This is a genomic window from Williamsia sterculiae (assembly GCF_900156495.1).
Taxonomy (GTDB): Bacteria; Actinomycetota; Actinomycetes; order Mycobacteriales; family Mycobacteriaceae; genus Williamsia_B; species Williamsia_B sterculiae.
The window spans coordinates 141,235-157,674 of sequence record NZ_FTNT01000003.1; the positions used below are offsets into that span (position 1 = coordinate 141,235).

General features: G+C 67.2%; 16 protein-coding genes, 4 tRNA genes and 1 riboswitch. Of the genes, 11 read left to right on the top strand and 9 right to left on the bottom strand.

What is annotated here, in order from left to right:
• Positions 1-23: 23 nt before the first annotated feature.
• On the bottom strand, positions 24-779 hold the full coding sequence (locus BW971_RS06250) for a dihydrofolate reductase family protein (protein ID WP_076478220.1): 756 nt from the start codon (positions 777-779) through the stop codon (positions 24-26).
• 36 nt (positions 780-815) lie between these two features.
• On the opposite strand from BW971_RS06250, the gene zapE reads away from it, so the two are divergent.
• Complete coding sequence (gene zapE / locus BW971_RS06255) at positions 816-1,838, top strand: cell division protein ZapE (protein WP_076477672.1); 1,023 nt, start codon at positions 816-818, stop codon at positions 1,836-1,838.
• A 9-nt stretch (positions 1,839-1,847) separates the two neighbouring features.
• Here zapE and BW971_RS06260 read toward each other — a convergent pair whose 3' ends face one another.
• From BW971_RS06260 to BW971_RS06265, 3 genes are all read right to left on the bottom strand, one after another.
• A complete protein-coding gene (locus tag BW971_RS06260; RefSeq protein WP_076477673.1) occupies positions 1,848-2,390 on the bottom strand; it encodes a GNAT family N-acetyltransferase in 543 nt (180 codons plus the stop codon).
• Positions 2,391-2,433: 43 nt separating this feature from the next.
• On the bottom strand, positions 2,434-2,601 hold the full coding sequence (locus BW971_RS21445; protein WP_159441831.1) for a hypothetical protein: 168 nt from the start codon (positions 2,599-2,601) through the stop codon (positions 2,434-2,436).
• A gap of 206 nt (positions 2,602-2,807) precedes the next feature.
• Positions 2,808-3,506, bottom strand: coding sequence for a helix-turn-helix domain-containing protein (locus tag BW971_RS06265; protein WP_076477674.1), 699 nt, complete (start codon positions 3,504-3,506; stop codon positions 2,808-2,810).
• 145 nt (positions 3,507-3,651) lie between these two features.
• On the opposite strand from BW971_RS06265, the gene BW971_RS06270 reads away from it, so the two are divergent.
• The 3 genes from BW971_RS06270 to BW971_RS06280 are packed head-to-tail and all read left to right on the top strand — an operon-like array spanning position 3,652 to position 6,246.
• Complete coding sequence (locus BW971_RS06270; protein ID WP_200799377.1) at positions 3,652-4,629, top strand: ATP-binding cassette domain-containing protein; 978 nt, start codon at positions 3,652-3,654, stop codon at positions 4,627-4,629.
• Positions 4,626-5,483 (top strand): ABC transporter permease, encoded by an 858-nt coding sequence (locus BW971_RS06275; RefSeq protein WP_076477676.1) that lies wholly within the window; start codon positions 4,626-4,628, stop codon positions 5,481-5,483. Before BW971_RS06270 ends, BW971_RS06275 begins: the two co-directional genes overlap by 4 nt.
• A gap of 37 nt (positions 5,484-5,520) precedes the next feature.
• Complete coding sequence (locus BW971_RS06280) at positions 5,521-6,246, top strand: siderophore-interacting protein (RefSeq protein ID WP_200799370.1); 726 nt, start codon at positions 5,521-5,523, stop codon at positions 6,244-6,246.
• A gap of 32 nt (positions 6,247-6,278) precedes the next feature.
• Here BW971_RS06280 and BW971_RS06285 read toward each other — a convergent pair whose 3' ends face one another.
• The 4 genes from BW971_RS06285 to BW971_RS06300 form a co-directional block, all read right to left on the bottom strand.
• Positions 6,279-7,052 (bottom strand): 3-oxoacyl-ACP reductase, encoded by a 774-nt coding sequence (locus BW971_RS06285; protein WP_076477679.1) that lies wholly within the window; start codon positions 7,050-7,052, stop codon positions 6,279-6,281.
• Positions 7,042-7,139: riboswitch (TPP riboswitch) on the bottom strand. Its footprint overlaps the gene before it by 11 nt.
• Before the next feature lie 141 nt (positions 7,140-7,280).
• Positions 7,281-7,355: transfer RNA gene (locus BW971_RS06290), tRNA-Val, on the bottom strand.
• Positions 7,356-7,392: 37 nt separating this feature from the next.
• Positions 7,393-7,466 (bottom strand) — tRNA-Cys (locus BW971_RS06295).
• Positions 7,467-7,485: 19 nt separating this feature from the next.
• Positions 7,486-7,558 (bottom strand) — tRNA-Gly (locus tag BW971_RS06300).
• A gap of 217 nt (positions 7,559-7,775) precedes the next feature.
• Here BW971_RS06300 and BW971_RS06305 point away from each other — a divergent pair.
• Positions 7,776-7,847 (top strand) — tRNA-Val (locus BW971_RS06305).
• 24 nt (positions 7,848-7,871) lie between these two features.
• On the opposite strand, the gene BW971_RS06310 is transcribed toward BW971_RS06305, so the two are convergent.
• Positions 7,872-9,494: an ABC-F family ATP-binding cassette domain-containing protein gene (locus tag BW971_RS06310; protein WP_076478222.1), complete on the bottom strand. Its 1,623-nt coding sequence runs from the start codon at positions 9,492-9,494 to the stop codon at positions 7,872-7,874.
• Positions 9,495-10,539: 1,045 nt separating this feature from the next.
• Between BW971_RS06310 and BW971_RS20820 the strand changes: the two genes are divergently transcribed.
• The 6 genes from BW971_RS20820 (at position 10,540) to BW971_RS06340 (ending at position 16,433) form a co-directional block, all read left to right on the top strand.
• On the top strand, positions 10,540-11,241 hold the full coding sequence (locus BW971_RS20820) for an HNH endonuclease (protein WP_083709376.1): 702 nt from the start codon (positions 10,540-10,542) through the stop codon (positions 11,239-11,241).
• Positions 11,242-11,451: 210 nt separating this feature from the next.
• Positions 11,452-11,982 (top strand): TIGR02611 family protein, encoded by a 531-nt coding sequence (locus BW971_RS06320; protein WP_083709457.1) that lies wholly within the window; start codon positions 11,452-11,454, stop codon positions 11,980-11,982.
• A gap of 190 nt (positions 11,983-12,172) precedes the next feature.
• Positions 12,173-14,257: a threonine--tRNA ligase gene (gene thrS / locus BW971_RS06325; RefSeq protein ID WP_076478226.1), complete on the top strand. Its 2,085-nt coding sequence runs from the start codon at positions 12,173-12,175 to the stop codon at positions 14,255-14,257.
• A gap of 70 nt (positions 14,258-14,327) precedes the next feature.
• On the top strand, positions 14,328-14,837 hold the full coding sequence (locus tag BW971_RS06330; protein ID WP_083709459.1) for an HIT family protein: 510 nt from the start codon (positions 14,328-14,330) through the stop codon (positions 14,835-14,837).
• A gap of 10 nt (positions 14,838-14,847) precedes the next feature.
• The gene (gene pgsA, locus BW971_RS06335) at positions 14,848-15,510 is read left to right on the top strand and encodes a phosphatidylinositol phosphate synthase (protein WP_076477683.1); all 663 of its coding nucleotides are present in this window, start codon (positions 14,848-14,850) and stop codon (positions 15,508-15,510) included.
• Positions 15,504-16,433 (top strand): phosphatidylinositol mannoside acyltransferase, encoded by a 930-nt coding sequence (locus BW971_RS06340; RefSeq protein ID WP_076478228.1) that lies wholly within the window; start codon positions 15,504-15,506, stop codon positions 16,431-16,433. Before pgsA ends, BW971_RS06340 begins: the two co-directional genes overlap by 7 nt.
• Positions 16,434-16,440 lie beyond the last annotated feature (7 nt).

Below are 16,440 nucleotides of genomic sequence, written 5' to 3' on the forward strand. Positions count from 1 at the left end.
TGCGGATGATCAGGTCGGTCGCCTCAGGGTGTGGGGCGCGTCCACCGCGAGTAGAGGAAGCCGTCGTCGTCGGTGAGCAGTTGGGTCGGACGCAGGTGCCGGGGTCCGGATTCCTGGTGGGAGACCGCGATCCGCCCGGCATCCCCCGCGACCAGGGTGGGTCCGGTGGTCAGGCACAGTTCGTCGAGCAGGTCGGCGGAGATGAGACCACCGAGCAGCGTCGGTCCGCCCTCGCACAACACCCGCCACCGGCCGATGCCGGCGAGATGGGCGAGCACCGCGCTCAGGTCGACGTGGTCGTCGCCGCAGTCGACGATCTCCGCCCCCGCATCCGCGAGCGTCCGGCGCCGGCGGGCATCGGCACCGGCCGAGGCGAACAGGACGGTGCCCGGGGCGCGGGCGGCGTCGGAGTCCGGGGCCAGACTCAACGACGCGCTCACCACCGCGATGATCGGAGCCGCTGACTGGCCGTTGTGTTCGCGCAGATCCGCGACGTCGGGGTCGGGTTCGATGGCGTGATAGCTCTCGGCGGTGACGGTGCCCGCACCGACGAGCACCACGTCACACAGCCCGCGCAGCGCGGTGAAGATGGCCCGGTCACCGTCGGAACCCAGGGCCGCGGACGCACCGTTGCTGCTCGCCGCACCGTCGAGGGACGTCACCATGTTGGCGCGCACATGGCATCCCGACACCGCGGCGGGCTGGTCGGGGTAGGCGTACAGACGTGCCAACTCCGATGTGGTGGGGGTGGTGTGAGCACCCTTCCGCAGGACGTACATCACACCAGTCTGCGGGCACTTGGTTACGCTCTGCGCATGACCCCCCGGTTGAGCGACCGAACACCGCAGGTTGCGCCCGAAGCGCTGGTCGACCAGATGGTGCCGCCGCCGATGTTCGACGACGTGAGCTTCGACAGCTACATCCCGGCACCCGACGAACCGTCACAGGCCGAGGCGGTGGAGGCCGGTCGGGACTTCGTGAAGCGGGCCCAGAAGGCGCGGTCCGGTAAGCGGGGGTTGTTCGGCAAGAAGCAGGCCTCCACCGGTGTCGGGCTGTACCTCGACGGCGGGTTCGGTGTGGGCAAGACCCACCTGTTGGCGTCCATCTACCACGCGATGCCCGCCCCGAAGGCTTTCGCCACCTTCGTCGAGGTCACGCACGTGGTGGGCGCGCTGGGCTTCGCGAACGCGGTGGAGCGACTGTCGGACCACAGCGTGCTGTGTATCGACGAGTTCGAACTCGATGATCCCGGGGACACGATGCTGGTGTCGCGGTTGCTGGCCGAGCTCACCGAGGCCGGGGTCTCGATCGCGGCCACGTCCAACACCCTGCCCGGCCAGCTGGGCGAGGGCCGGTTCGCCGCCCAGGACTTCCTCCGCGAGATCCGCAAACTGTCGTCGGTGTTCGAGACGGTGCGCGTCGACGGTCCCGACTACCGACACCGCGATCTGCCGCCTGCGCCGGAGCCGCGGACCACCGAGGAGCTCACCGAACTCGCCGAGTCGACACCGGGGGCCACCCTCGACGACTTCGACGCGTTGTCGGAGCATCTCGCGACCCTGCATCCCAGCAAGTACAAGGACCTTATCGAGGGTGTGACGCTGGTCTGTATCTCGGATGTGCATCCGGCCGCGGATCAGTCGATCGCGCTGCGGTTCGTGGTGCTGGCCGATCGGTTGTACGACGCGAACATCCCGGTGACCGTGTCCGGGTCGAAGTTGGACGAGATCTTCACCGAGGAGATGTTGTCGGGCGGGTACCGCAAGAAGTACCTGCGGGCGACGTCGCGGCTGTTGGCGTTGTCCCGGTCCGCGGACACCTCCGACCGGGCCGGTTGAGTCGACGCGTCAGGTCAGCGGCAGCCGCATCACGAAGTCGTGTTCGATACGCCCACCGACATCGAAGGTCTTCTCGCCCGCGACCTCGAATCCCGTCTTACGGTAGAACTTCTGCGCGCGGACATTCTCCTGGTTCACGCCCAACCAGAGGGTGACCGCACCCGCATCGCGGGCGGCGGCCACGGCTGCTGCCATCAGCGCGTGGGAGACGCGGGCGCCGTGGTGGCCGGGTAACACGTACATCTTCGACAGCTCGCAGACCGGGCGTTCGGGTATCGCAGTGCGGACGTCGTCGGCGGTGGGGTCGGCATGGATCAGCAGGCAGTACCCGATGACGGCACCCGTGTCGTCACGGGCGGCGAAGACGTCGCGGTCGTCGGCGGTGAGGTGGTCGCGGAACTTCTCGGCGGTGAGGTGCAGGGCGGTGAACGCCGCTGCGGCCTCGGCCGTCGTCGACGGGGGACAAGCCAGCGGAAAGGTGGCCGCAGCCACGGACGCGAGCTCCTCGGCGTCCGCCGGGTCGGTGACGCGGTGTACGGCAGCGTCGTTCATTCCCGACACGTTAGCCGGGTAGGGCGGACGTCGGCACCGCGGCTCAGTCCCGCTGGTCGAGCCCCCTGGACAGTTCGGCGACGGCCGCGGCGAGGTGCTCGACCGCCTCGGCCAACAGTTGATGCGGGCGGTCCTCGCTCAGCTGGGCCTTGGCCAGTGCCGCGTCGCCCGCGGCCTGGTCGGCGAGTTCGGCTGCGCCTGCAAATGTCATCGTCGGATCGCCTCTCGTGAATGGACGTTGATCACAGGATTCCATCACCGCGCGGCATCGGCGGCGATTCCACCGTTCTGATCGACCCGACGATGCCTCGGTGGTCGACGGAGTCATGCGCGTGATGACGTGGCGGCGTGCATGTAGGTGGCCGGTGTCTGCCCGGTGACCCGGCGGAAGGCGGTGATGAAGGCACTGGGTGTGCCTTAACCGACCGTGCGAGCGGTGGCGCCGACGGTCGTGCCGTCGGCAAGCAGTTGGATGGCCGCCCGTATGCGCACCTGCGTCCGCCAGGTCGCGAAAGTCATCCCGGTCTCGGCGCGGAAGAGTCGCGAGAGGGTCCGCACCGACGTGTGCACCGCCATGGCCCACGCCGCGAGTTCGCGCTGATCGGACGGATGGTGGATGAGGTGTTCCGCGACCGCACGCACGCGGGCGTCGGCGGGCATGGACACGTGGATGTCGTGGGTGGGTAGTGGGGTGAGCAGTTCGAACATCAGCGCTTCGGCGTGGGGTCTGGTCGGTTCCTGCGGCTCGACATGGTGCAGATGTGTGATGACTTCACGCAGGAGGGGTCCGATCACCACCCCGGTGGGCTCGGACCAGTCGATGGGACAGCGGTCGGGCGCAAAGGTGATGAGTGACATGTCACCGGCGTGCAACACGGTTCCGGTGTGTTCGACGCCGCCGGGGACCCACAGCCCATACCCGGGTGGGACCAGCCAGTCGCGGGCGGCGACGACGCCGACGAGCGTGGCGCCCGAACTCCACATGAGCATCGGTTCCGGATGTGAGTGGGTGGGTAGTCGTTGATGATCGGTGGCCGTACCGCGGTCGATGCGCAGGATCGGCGAGCGGTACGAGGTCGTCGGCGGGTCCGGCGACGGGGAGTCCCGGGTGCTCACGGCGCTGATCCTGCCTGCCGCACAACTGCGTGCTCCATCCCCGCCACAGGGTTGGCCGGTATGGAGTATCGGTTGGCCATCGTGCTCACAAACGCCAGCTTAGGTTAGCCATACCTGACTGATAGGAGTGGGCGTGAATGAGTTGATGATCGAGGCGCGGGGACTGGTGAAACGGTACGGGGCCACCGATGTCGTCGCCGGGATAAGCCTGACGGTACCCACCGGAACGGTGTTGGGCGTTCTGGGTCCGAACGGTGCCGGCAAGACGACGACGGTCCGGATGTTGACCACATTGGCCACGCCCGACGATGGATGGGCGAGAGTGGCGGGGTACGACGTGGTTCGTGAGGCCACAGAGGTGCGGACCCAGATCGGGGTCACCGCGCAGGATGCCACGGTCGACGAGATGCTGACGGGGCGGCAGAACCTGGTGATGATCGCCGTCTTGAGCGGGTTGCGGCGCACTGCCGCGTCCAGACTGGCCGAGGCTCTTCTCGAGCGTTTTGAGCTCACGGCTGCTGCGGGCCGCGTGGTCAAGGGTTACTCGGGCGGCATGCGGCGGCGCCTGGACTTGGCCGCGGGCCTGGTGACGCGACCGCCGGTGTTGTTTCTGGACGAGCCGACCACAGGTCTGGATCCAGCGAGCCGGGTGCGGATGTGGGGCGTGATCCGTGAGCTGGTCGCCGATGGGACCACCCTGTTGTTGACGACCCAATATCTGGAGGAGGCCGACGAGTTGGCCGACCGCATCATCGTGGTCGACAACGGCAGCGTGATCGCCGAAGGCACTGCGGCCGAGTTGAAAACGCAGACCGGGGGAGCCCGGCTGCAGGTCACGCTGCCGGACTCCCACCCGGAAGCCGCCACTGCGCTGCGCCGGTTCACCACCGGAGACGTCACGGTCAGTGCCGATGGGCGACACCTGCGCGCCGCGGTCGCCGGTGGTTCGGGGTTGGCCAGCGCCGTGGTTCGCGCACTGGATGCGTCGGGTATCACCGTCGACGATGTGGAGGTCAGGCCGCCGTCGTTGGATGACGTCTTCTTTGCGCTGACCGGACACTCGTCGGTACCGCAATCGAGTACCGATGCGCGCACCGGTGAGCTGGCGGGGGTCCAGGTATGAGCGTGACGACCATGACCCCTACGACGGCGTTGCCGACCGCGGTGGCGAGGACGCACGGCGTGGGCCGCAGTGTGTCCGACGTGCTGGCCCTGACCCGCCGCAACCTGGTCCACATCTCCCGGGAACCGTTCCAATTATCGGACGTGACAATACAACCGGTCTTGTTCACGTTGATGTTCGTGTACGTGTTCGGTGCCGGGATGGTGTTGCCCGGTGGCGCTGATTACAAAGATTTCGCCGTCCCCGGCCTGCTGGTGTTCAACCTGGTCACCAGTACGGTCGGTACCGGGGTCGGTTTGAGTATGGACGTCAACAGCGGGGTCGTCGATCGATTCCGGACCCTACCGATGTGGCGTCCGGGAATTCTCGTCGCTCGTTCGGTCACCGACCTGCTCACCGCCGCCGTCTGTGCCGGTGTCGTCGCGGTCACCGGCTTCGCCATCGGCTGGTCGCCGACCGATGGTGCGGGGAGAGCGTTGGCAGCCTTCGCTCTCGTGCTGCTGTTCGGATATGCGGTGTCGTGGATGTGCGCCTGTCTCGGGCTGGCCAGCAAGGGAGTCGAGACCGCACAAGCGCTGGGCCTGCTCGTCCTGTTCCCGATCGTGTTCGTATCGAACGCGCTGGTGCCCACGCAGCGCATGACTCCGTGGTTGCGTGACCTCACCACCTGGAATCCGGTCAGCGCCGTGACCGCCGCGGCCCGGGAGCTGCTCGGAAATCCCAATCCGGCCTCCGCGATTCATGCCTGGCCGATGCAACATCCCGTCTACACGACACTCATCTGGTCTGCCGGGCTGGTGGCGGTCTTCGCGCCGATGGCCACATTCCTCTACCGCCGCCGGGCGGCCGACTGATCATGACTCCGACTGATCCAGGAATAGGGAACCGATGATGAAACACCGTCTGCTCGACCGTTTTCTGGTGCCTGCCCGGGTGCACGCCGCCGAATCCGTGGGACCACGTCTACGTCGTATCACTCTCACCGGGCCGGGAGTGTCCGGACTGTCCTGGGTTCCCGGACAACAGGTTCGCCTGCAGGTCGCCGCCGCCACCGCGGCTCTCGACTGGTTGGTCGGCACATTGCGTACCTACAGCGTGTGGGAGTACGACGGCGAGAGCATGGAACTGATCGTGTTCGAGCACGGTGACGGTCCGGGGGCCGGCTGGGCAGGCACCGTCAAGGCTGGCGATGAGCTGATGCTCCTCAAACCCGAAGGGTCCTTCACTGTCGTGCCGGAGGCCGACTACCACCTGTTCGTCGGCGAGGAGACCGCTCAGGTCGCCTTCGGCCCGATCCTGCGGGCACTCCCGGTCGGGGCGCGGGTATTCGGCCATCTCGAGGTCGACAGTCCCGATGAGCGTCTCGACCTCGGCAACGCCGATGATCACCAGGTCACCTGGTCGTATCGCCGTGGTGAGTCGGCTGCGGCGTCGACGACGCTGGTGGACGCGCTCCGCGGACTCGATCTGCCGCCGACGCCTGGAGTCGCTTATCTGGCGGGTGAGGCGCGGACCATCCAACTCGTCCGCCGCCATCTGGTGGAAGAGCGGGGTTGGTCACGACGCGATGTGCGGACCAAACCGTTCTGGACACCGGGCAGGAAAGGGCTTGACTGACGTCGTCGCCGATGGTGGAGGAGCCGGTTCGGTCAGTTCTTCACCAGTCCGCCGTCGACGACGAGGTTCTGACCGGTCACGGCACGTGACCACGGGGAGAGGAAAAACAATACTGCGTCGGCGAACTCGGCCGGGGTGGTGACCGCACGCAGCGGTGTGGCGGCGGCGATGGCGTCGAAGACCTCGTCGGGCGTCGCCGAGCTCGCGTCGGTGGTGCGGAGCAGTCCGCCGGAGACCATGTTGACGGTGATGCCGTCGGGTCCCAGATCGTGCGACATCGTGCGGGTCAGGCCGAGCAAGGCGGACTTCGCGGCCGTGTAATCGTGGTACGGCACCACAGGATTGTGAACGAGGTTGGTGCCGATGTTGATGATTCGCCCACCGCCTGCGGCGCGCATACCCGGCGTGGCGGCCTGCGTCGTGTTGAGCGCGCCGCCGACGACGCCACGAAGCTGTGCGTCGATCTCTTCCCACGTGAGGTCGTCCAGGTGTGAACGATGGTCGCCATTGAAGGAGTAGTCCGGCAGCGCATTGTTGACGACCGTGGTGATCGGTGACCCGAAATGCTCGGCGGCGGTGTCGACCATGGCGCGAACCGCCCGTGCGTCGGTCACGTCGGCACGTAGCGCCAACGCGTTGGCACCGAGGTCCGCGGCGAGCCTGTCGGCGGCCGCGGCGCTGCTGCGATAATTGATGACGACACGGGCGCCATGGTCGGCCACGGCCCGGACGATGTGGGCGCCGAGTCCTCGGCCGCCACCGGTGACCAGCACGATGTGTTCGTCAATGGGGCGAGCAGCAGACATTCGACCATCCCTTCGCCAGTGTGAACTGGAGCAGGTTCAACGGGTGTGATCTCAGCCGGCCTGTTGCCGACACCCCGTGTCGTCGATCATCTGATCGCACCGACGGGGGAGGATGCAAGCCGTCCGGCACCTGTCGGTGTAGCGATCAGACGCCGGCGGGTCTGTGCCATGGTGTGGCCGACGATGTGTCCCAGACATAGCAAAACCCCCAGTGAACTGGGGGTTTGCTGGTGCGCGATACTGGGATTGAACCAGTGACCTCTTCCGTGTCAGGGAAGCGCTCTCCCACTGAGCTAATCGCGCGGATCCGTTCCCGGAGGAACGGTGACCCAATCGGGTGTGGAGGTGGCGACGGGAATCGAACCCGTGTGCACGGCTTTGCAGGCCGTTGCCTCACCACTCGGCCACACCACCACGGTGAGATTGTTACCCGAGCGGATGACGGGATTCGAACCCGCGACCCTCACCTTGGCAAGGTGATGCGCTACCAGCTGCGCTACATCCGCACGCTCCGCGGGTGAGTGCTCTCTCTCGCGGTGCGAAGCGAAACACTATCCGATTCGCGGCGACCCGGCCAAATCCGCTGGTCGAGACTCTGGGCAACCTGGACGTCATGCAGCGGCCACCTGAGCCGCACGGAGGCTCGGCCCTGCGGTCCGGGGCGATTTGGGGACCGCCGGACGCGCCGTGTAGCGTTTCCCCTCGTCGCACCATGCGACGCACGGTCCCGTGGCTCAGTGGAAGAGCGTCCCGTTCACACCGGGGAGGTCGCTGGTTCGATCCCAGCCGGGACCACACATCGGTCGTACTTCCCTCGACTCAGCCTGAGTTCGAGTCGCTGAACCCGTCGCGTTCTCGCATCCGCCCCGCTTTCGTCAGTTCGATGATCGTGTCCGGGCGAAGCTTCTCCAGGAACGTGGTGTCGTGACTGACCACGAGCAGGGCGCCGCGGTAGGCATCCAGGGCCTCGGCCAACCGGTCCACGCTGGCGATGTCGAGATTGTTGCTCGGCTCGTCCAGGATCAGCAGCTGAGCGGGCGGTTCGGCGAACAGCAGACGGGCCAACGACACGCGGAATCGCTCACCACCGGACAACCGCCGAACCGGTCGATCCACACTGTCGCCCCGCAGCATCAGACGTGCGAGATGGTTGCGGATCGTCCCCGGCGGGGTGTCGGGCGCCGCGGCTGCGACGTTCTCCATCGCGCTGGCATCGTCGTCGAGGACGTCCAGACGTTGCGGTAGGTAGCCGACGAGCTCGGTGGCCAGACGGCCGTGGGCCCGCCCGGGAACCGGGTCCGACCCGCTCAGCAAGTGCTTCAGCAGCGTCGACTTCCCGGTGCCGTTCGCACCGATCAGCGCGACGCGTTCCGGGCCCTGGATCACGATCATCCGGTCATCCGCGTCCACCAACTCGGCGATGCGTCGCCCACGGGGGACATTTGGATCGGGTAGCTCGAGACGGATGTGCTCCTCGTCGCGAACACGTCCGTCCGCCTCGTCGAGCGTCGCCTGCGCCACTCGCACCTTGTCGTCGAGCGTGGAGCGCATCGCCCCCGCCGACACCTGCGCGTTGTTCGCGCGCTTTCCCGCGGCGATCTTCGGGATACCACCGTCGCGCTGCGTCTTCTTCGCGGTACGGGCTCGACGCGCCAGCTTGGTCTCGGCCTCGACGCGTTGACGCTTCTCCACGGTGAGTGATTGCTGAGCGGTGCGTGCCGCCTGCACCGCCGCGGCTTGCTCCTGCGCCCGCCGCGCCTCCCACACGCTGTACGGACCGCCGACGGTATCGAGTTCACCCCCGAACAACTCGGCGGTCTGGTCCATCCGTTCCAGCAGTTCGCGATCGTGACTCACGACGATGAGGGTTCCGGGCCACTCGTCGACAAATGCGGACAGCGTTGCCCGGGTCGGGCGGTCGAGGTTGTTGGTGGGCTCGTCGAGCAGGGTGATCGGTGTCCGATGGATGCGCAGACCGGTGATGGCGATGAGCATCGTCTCGCCACCCGACACCTCTGCGACCCGGCGGTCGAGGTCGGCGGCCGAGAATCCGATCTGGTCGAGCGCCTCGTCCGCTCGGGCCTCGATATCCCAGTCGTCACCGATCGTGTCGAAGTGCCGTTGGTCGACGGCACCGGACTCGATCGCCGAGAGCGCGGTCATCACCTGGTCGATGCCGAGCAATTCCGCGATGGTGGCGTCACGCCGAAGCGGCAGTGTCTGCGGGAGATACCCGACCTCCCCGACGACGTCGATGCGACCGGATGTCGGATGCAACTCGCCGGCGATGAGTTTCAGCAGGGTCGACTTGCCGGCACCGTTCCGACCGACCAGTCCGGTCCGGCCGGAACCAAAACTGCCGTCGACGCTGTCCAGGGCGACGGTGCCGTCCGGCCATTCGAGGGACAGATCATGCAGGGTGACAACTGATGTGGGAAGCACGGGCACTTCTCTCTCATCCGTCGGACGAATGCCGGATAGACTGTCGGACGAATGGTGGACAGCGGCAACGATGTATCTGGGGCCGATCGCGATGCGTCACAACGGCAGCGGCGCGCTGCCGGGATGCGGCCCGGGACCGGTCGGTGGGCAGCGGTCACCTGGTGACGGCGCCCTGGTCTCTCGCGCTCAGATGTCCATGTCGACGACGATAACAGCCGCGTCGTCTCGGGTGCGCCCCGTTTGTTTGTGCCGGGCGGGACCAGTCGGATGTGCTTACTCCGACGATGTGTGCGGGTGACGAGTGTGCACTGAGCGCGAGTTATCCACAGGGCGCAGTGATGTTGACCGATTTCTGTCGGTGGGTATGGATATTCTGACAGGGGCCCTTCTGTCTTCGTCGAAACATGTGCCTGCACAACATGATTGATCGTCGCCATCCTTGCCGACGCTTTCGAACACGTGTACGATGAACTCATGACTCGGGGGATGTTCACGGAGGTCGGCGACCTGCTCGTCGATCAGCTGGGGGTTGATAGCAGGGTGGTCGATGATGTGGATGCCGACATCGTCGACGCGATCGGTGGTGCGGTACGGCTGCGGGCGATCACCGATCATGTATTGGCGACGCTTGCGGCGCAGGCCGAGCGGGTCGGTGTCGGGAAACGGTCCGGGATGACGACGCGGGAACTGTTGCTGGCCAACGGAATGGCACCGGTCGCGGCGGATCGGTGTCTACGGGTGGGACGCGCAGTGGAGGAGTTGGCTTCCCTGCGGCGGTACAGCAGCAACGGGTTCCTCTCCGGTGAACACGTCGACGCGGTCGTGCGCGGGATCGCACATGTGAGCACACGTACCCGTGAGCCCATCGGCTCGGAGACGATCACGGAATTACAGAGCACGTTGGTCGGTCAGGCCATCTCCGGTGCCAGTCCCGCGGAGTTGATGGCTCTGGCGCGTGCGGTTGCTGTCGAGGCCGCACCCGACTACGAGGACACCATCTCGGCCGCCGAGGACGCCACAGTGAACGAGATGGGCTGGCATCAGGGTGACGACGGACGCCTGCAAGGGCACCTTCGATCTCGATGTCCTCACCGGGGAACGCCTGATCTGCGCGGTCGACACCGCATCACGACCACGACCCCTACCCGACGGCACCCCGGATCCACGATCCGCGGGCAGGCGTCGCGCCGACGCCTTCGGGCAACTACTGGACTGCGCGGTCCGCGCCGCCGCCGACGACGCGATGGTGGGAGCACCCAGGACCGAAGTCGTGGTCACCGTGCCGATCGCGGAACGGTACACGGTGCGCCTGGGGTGGTTGGGGTCCATCTCCGACCGGGCAGCGATGCTGGTCGGGTGCGACGCCGGGATCACCCGGGTCGACCTCGACCAGCACGGCGTACTCACCGCGGTATCGGCCACCAGACGCCTGTTCACCGGGGCGGTACGCAAGGCGATCGTCGTGCGTGACCAGCGCTGCATCAAGTGTGGGGCACCCGCGTCGTGGGCGGACTGCCACCACATCATCCACCACGCCGACGGCGGCCCGACCATCCTCGCCAACGGATGCCTACTCTGCCGGTCCTGCCACACCGCGGTGCACCACCAGGGATGGGAAGTGATCATCGGCCACGACCGCCACCCCTGGCTCATCCCACCCGCAACCCTCGACCCGAAACGACGACCCCTGCCCGCCCACAACCGACGAACCATGAGACTCGATCACACCCTGCTCACGGCGGCCTGATCCCGAGACCCGAGGCCCGAGCCGACCAGCGACCGCCGCTGCGGACGCGAATGATCCTTGACAATTCCATAGCGTGGCCCCCGTCCGGTGGTCGTCCACTACCGGCGCTCGGTCGGTGCCGCGGTCGTTCAGTACGATCGTCGGGACACGACGGGCCGCATCGGCTGCACATCGCGACACGCGGGCGACGACGACAACCGGGCGAGGATGATGACTGAGAACGCCGAATCGAGCACGGTGCGACCTGACGGTGGCGACCAGAAGTACGCCGACACAGAACAAGGTGGCGGTCGCGATACCGCCGGGCACGGCGACGCCGGAGACGATCCCAGCAGTCTGCTACCCGCACCGCTGCGGGAGCAACGCGAGAAGATCCGCAGCCATCGGACACTGAACCTCGCCTACCGCATCGCCGTCGGGGTGATCGGTACCGCGGTCCTCGTTCTCGGGTTCGTGCTGATTCCGTACCCCGGTCCCGGGTGGGTGGTCGTCTTCGTCGGGCTCGGGATCCTCGCCACCGAGTTCAGTTGGGCACACCGCCTGCTGACTTTCGCCCGCGCCAAGTACGACGCGTGGATGGAGTGGGTGAAGCGGCAGCACTGGACGGTGAAACTGTTGCTGGGTCTGGCGACCTTCGCGATCGTCCTGCTCACGCTCTGGCTGCTCAATGCGCTGCATCTGGTCGCCGGATGGGTGGGTCTGGATTGGGCCTGGTTGCAGAGCCCCATCTTCGGTTCCTGAGCCGCACCGTCGCGGTCGAACTCCGCGGGGACCGACCGACACGGTGCGGGGCGGCCATCGACGGGCCGGCGTGATTTGCCCCTGCGGTCCCGGCATGCCGCGGGTCGATACGATCTGAACTGTCGCAATCCGTCTGTTCTACCGTCGGCTGTCCGCAGCAGCGGTGGACCCTGCCACCGAGGAGCACCCCGTGCCCGATCAACCCGTCGTCACGAGCCACGCCACGATCCGTGTGCCGGCCGGGACGACTGCGGGCACCGCGCTGCGTGAGGTGGACGCACCCAACAAGGGACCGCAGGCCATCGTGGTGGTCCGCGACCCGGAGGGTCGGCTCCGCGATCTCTCATGGGCACCCGACGTCGACACCGACGTCGAGCCGGTCTCGGCCGACACCGAGGACGGCCGCAGCGTCATCCGGCACTCGGCGGCGCACGTGCTTGCGCAGGCCGTTCAGGATCTGGACCCCAGCGCCCGGCTCGGCATCGGACCGCCGATCACCGACGGCTTCTACTACGACTTCGACGTCGACCAACCGTTCACGCCGGAGGATCTCGCCGCGCTGGAGAAGAAGATGCGACAGATCATCAAGCAGGGGCAACGGTTCTCGCGTCGGGTGTACGCGTCCACCGACGAGGCCAGGGAAGAACTGGCCGGCGAACCGTTCAAACTCGAGCTCATCGACGACAAGGGCGGCGCGGCCGACGACCCCGAGGTCATGGAGGTCGGTGGGGGAGAACTCACCGCCTACGACAACCTGAACCCGCGCACCGGTGAGCGGATCTGGGGCGACCTGTGCCGCGGTCCGCACGTACCCACCACCAAGTACATCCCCGCGTTCAAGCTGACCCGCAGCTCCGCGGCGTACTGGCGAGGCAACCAGGACAACGCCGATCTGCAACGCATCTACGGCACCGCGTGGGAGTCGACCGAGGCGCAGGATGCGTACCTCGAGATGCTCGCCGAGGCCGAGAAGCGTGACCACCGGCGCCTCGGCACCGAACTCGACCTGTTCAGCTTCCCCGACGAGATCGGATCCGGGCTGCCGGTCTTCCACCCCCGGGGTGGCATCATCCGCAAGGAACTCGAGGACTACTCGCGGCTGCGGCACTCCCAGGCCGGTTACGAGTTCGTCTACACCCCGCACGCCACCAAGGCCGAACTCTTCCAGCTGTCCGGCCACCTCGACTGGTACTCCGACGGCATGTACCCGCCGATGCAGTTGGACGAGGAGCGCAACGCCGACGGGACGGTGCGCAAGCCGGCCATCGACTACTACCTCAAGCCGATGAACTGCCCGATGCACAACCTGATCTACGGTTCGCGGGGGCGCTCGTACCGCGATCTGCCGTTGCGGTTGTTCGAGTTCGGGACGGTCTACCGCTACGAGAAGTCGGGTGTGGTGCACGGTCTCACCCGCGCCCGCGGTTTCACCCAGGACGACGCGCACATCTACTGCACCCGCGAACAGATGGGCGCCGAGGTGCGGTCGTTGCTGCAGTTCGTCCTCGACCTGCTCCGCGATTACGGTCTCGACGATTTCTACCTCGAACTGTCCACCCGCAATCCGGACAAGTCCATCGGTTCCGACGAGGCGTGGGAGCAGGCGACCCAGGTGTTGCGCGAGGCCGCCGGGAGCTTCGGACTCGACCTGGTCGACGACCCGGGCGGCGCGGCGTTCTACGCACCGAAGATCTCCGTGCAGGCACGGGACGCCATCGGCCGCACCTGGCAGATGTCCACCATCCAGGTCGACCTGATGCTGCCGGACCGATTCGAACTCGAGTACACCGGTGCCGACGGCCGCAAACACCGTCCGGTGATGATCCACCGCGCCCTGTTCGGCTCCATCGAGCGGTTCTTCGGCGTGCTCACCGAGCACTACGCGGGCGCTTTCCCGGCCTGGTTGTCGCCGGTGCAGGTGGTCGGGATCCCGGTCGCCGAGGGTTTCACCGACCACCTCACCGGCGTCATCGACCGGTTGCGGGAGCGGGGGATCCGCGCGGAGGTCGACGAGTCCGACGATCGCATGCAGAAGAAGATCCGGACCCACACCACCGGTAAGGTGCCGTTCATGCTGATCGCCGGGGAGCGCGACGTGGAGGCCGACGCCGTCAGCTTCCGGTTCCGCGACGGCACCCAGGTCAATGGCGTACCCGCCGCCGACGCCGTGGAGCTGATCACCGACTGGGTCACCTCCCGGCGCAATCAGTCACCGACCGCGGCACTGCTGGAGGAACCGCATCCGGTCGGGGCCGACGGGGTGTCAGGTGGCTGACGACAACGTCCTGCGGGTGACCGGTGTCGGCGAAGAGGACCGACTGCAGCGGCTGTGGAGCCCGCACCGCATGTCCTATGTCGCCGCGCCAATACCGGCGGGCGGCGAGAAGGGCGACATCACCACCGCCGACGGCTCGTCGGCCAAGTCCGAGCACCCGTTCCTGGACATCCCGCGGATGTCGGACGAGGACGGACTGATCGTCGCGCGGGGCGCCACGGTCTACGCGGTGTTGAACCTGTACCCGTACAACCCCGGGCACACCATGATCGTGCCGTACCGGCAGGTCGCAGACCTCGAGGATCTGACGCAGGAGGAGTCCCACGAGGTGATGGGATTCACCCAGCATCTGATCCGCACCATCAAGTCGGTATCGAGTCCCCATGCCTTCAACGTGGGCCTCAACCTGGGTGCCGCCGCGGGCGGTTCACTCTCCGAACATCTGCACATGCATGTGGTGCCGAGGTGGGGCGGTGACGCCAACTTCATCACCGTGGTCGGCGAGACCAAGGTGATCCCGCAGTTGCTGCAGGACACCCGAGCGCTTCTCGCCGACGCGTGGGAGCGGGAGTCGTCATGAGGGGGTCCCGGTGCTGAGCATTCGTGGGCGCGCCTCGGTGTCCAAGGTGACCTTGCCCATCGGTCGATCGCTGTTGCGGACCGGGCTCACCCCCGACGCGCTCACCGTCGTCGGCACCATCGGCTCGGTCGCCGCCGCCGTGGTGCTCTATCCGATGGACCAGCTCTTCTGGGGTTCGATGGCCATCTGGCTGTTCGTCATGTTCGACATGCTCGACGGCGCCATGGCCCGTGCCCGCGGTGGCGGCACCCGGTTCGGCGCGGTCCTCGACGCCACCTGCGATCGTGTCGCCGACGGCGCGATCTTCGCCGCACTGGGGTGGTGGTCGCTGGTGACCCATCCGGACCGCTGGCTGTTCGTCGCGACGATGATCTGCCTGGTGACCTCGCAGGTGATCTCCTACGCCAAGGCCCGGGCCGAGGCCAGCGGCCTCAACGGCGACGGCGGGCTGATCGAACGCCCCGACCGGTTGATCATCGTCCTGGTGGGAGCCGGGTTCTCCGGACTGTTCGGCGCGCACTGGCTGATCCAGGTCGCGATGTGGTTCCTCGCCGCAGCCAGCGTGGTCACCGTGCTGCAGCGCATGTACTCCATCGCCACCTCGCCGGGGGCCCGCGACCTGCTGCCGATCACGAGCGCCGCGACCGAGACGACGGACGACGCGCAATCGTGACGGTTCGGGAACAACTGGTGGACCTGGGGTACGCGGCCGGGTGGTCCGCCGTGCGGGCCGCACCCGAACCGATGGCACGGGGTCTGTTCGATCGGGTGGGTAACCGGCTGGGTGCCAACGGCGGCCCCGTACAACTGCGCAAGAACCTGGCGCGGGTGATCGGCACGTCGCCGTCCGCGGTCCCCGAATCCCTGATGCGCGACGCGATGCGCAGTTACGCGCGGTACTGGTGTGAGGCGTTCCGGTTGCCGTCCATGGACTTCGTCCAGGCCGCGGCCCGGGTCCACCTCAGCGACGAGACACTCGCGCGGTATCACTCCGCGCTGGACCGCGGGAAGGGTGTGATCTTCGCGCTCCCGCACAGCGGCAACTGGGACATGGCCGGCGTGTGGCTGGTCCATGAGCAGGGGCAGTTCGCGACGGTCGCCGAGCGGTTGAGACCGGAATCGCTGTTCAACCGGTTCGTCGCGTACCGGGAGAGCCTGGGATTCGAGATCTTCCCGCTCAGCGGTGGCGAACAACCGCCGATGCATGCCCTCGCCGAGCGGTTACGGGCCGGCGGGGTGGTGTGTCTGCTGGGCGAACGGGACCTGGCCCGACACGGAGTGCCGGTCACCTTCTTCGGCGAGCCCACCCGGATGCCCGCGGGGGCGGCGAAACTCGCCATCGACACCGGCGCCACGTTGTTGCCGGTGCACCACTTCTTCGGCCCGGGTGCCACCTCGACCATCCTGTGCGACGCCCCGGTCGACGTGTCCGGGGGCGTCCGGTCGGCCACCCAGGCGGTGGCGGACGCGTTCGAACGCAACATCGCCGCCCACCCGCAGGACTGGCACATGTTGCAACCGCTCTGGGAGTCCGACTGGTCGGCCGAGCGTCGCGCCCGCATCACCGGCGACGGGTCCGGGGCCCAGCCAGCATGAAGGCCGG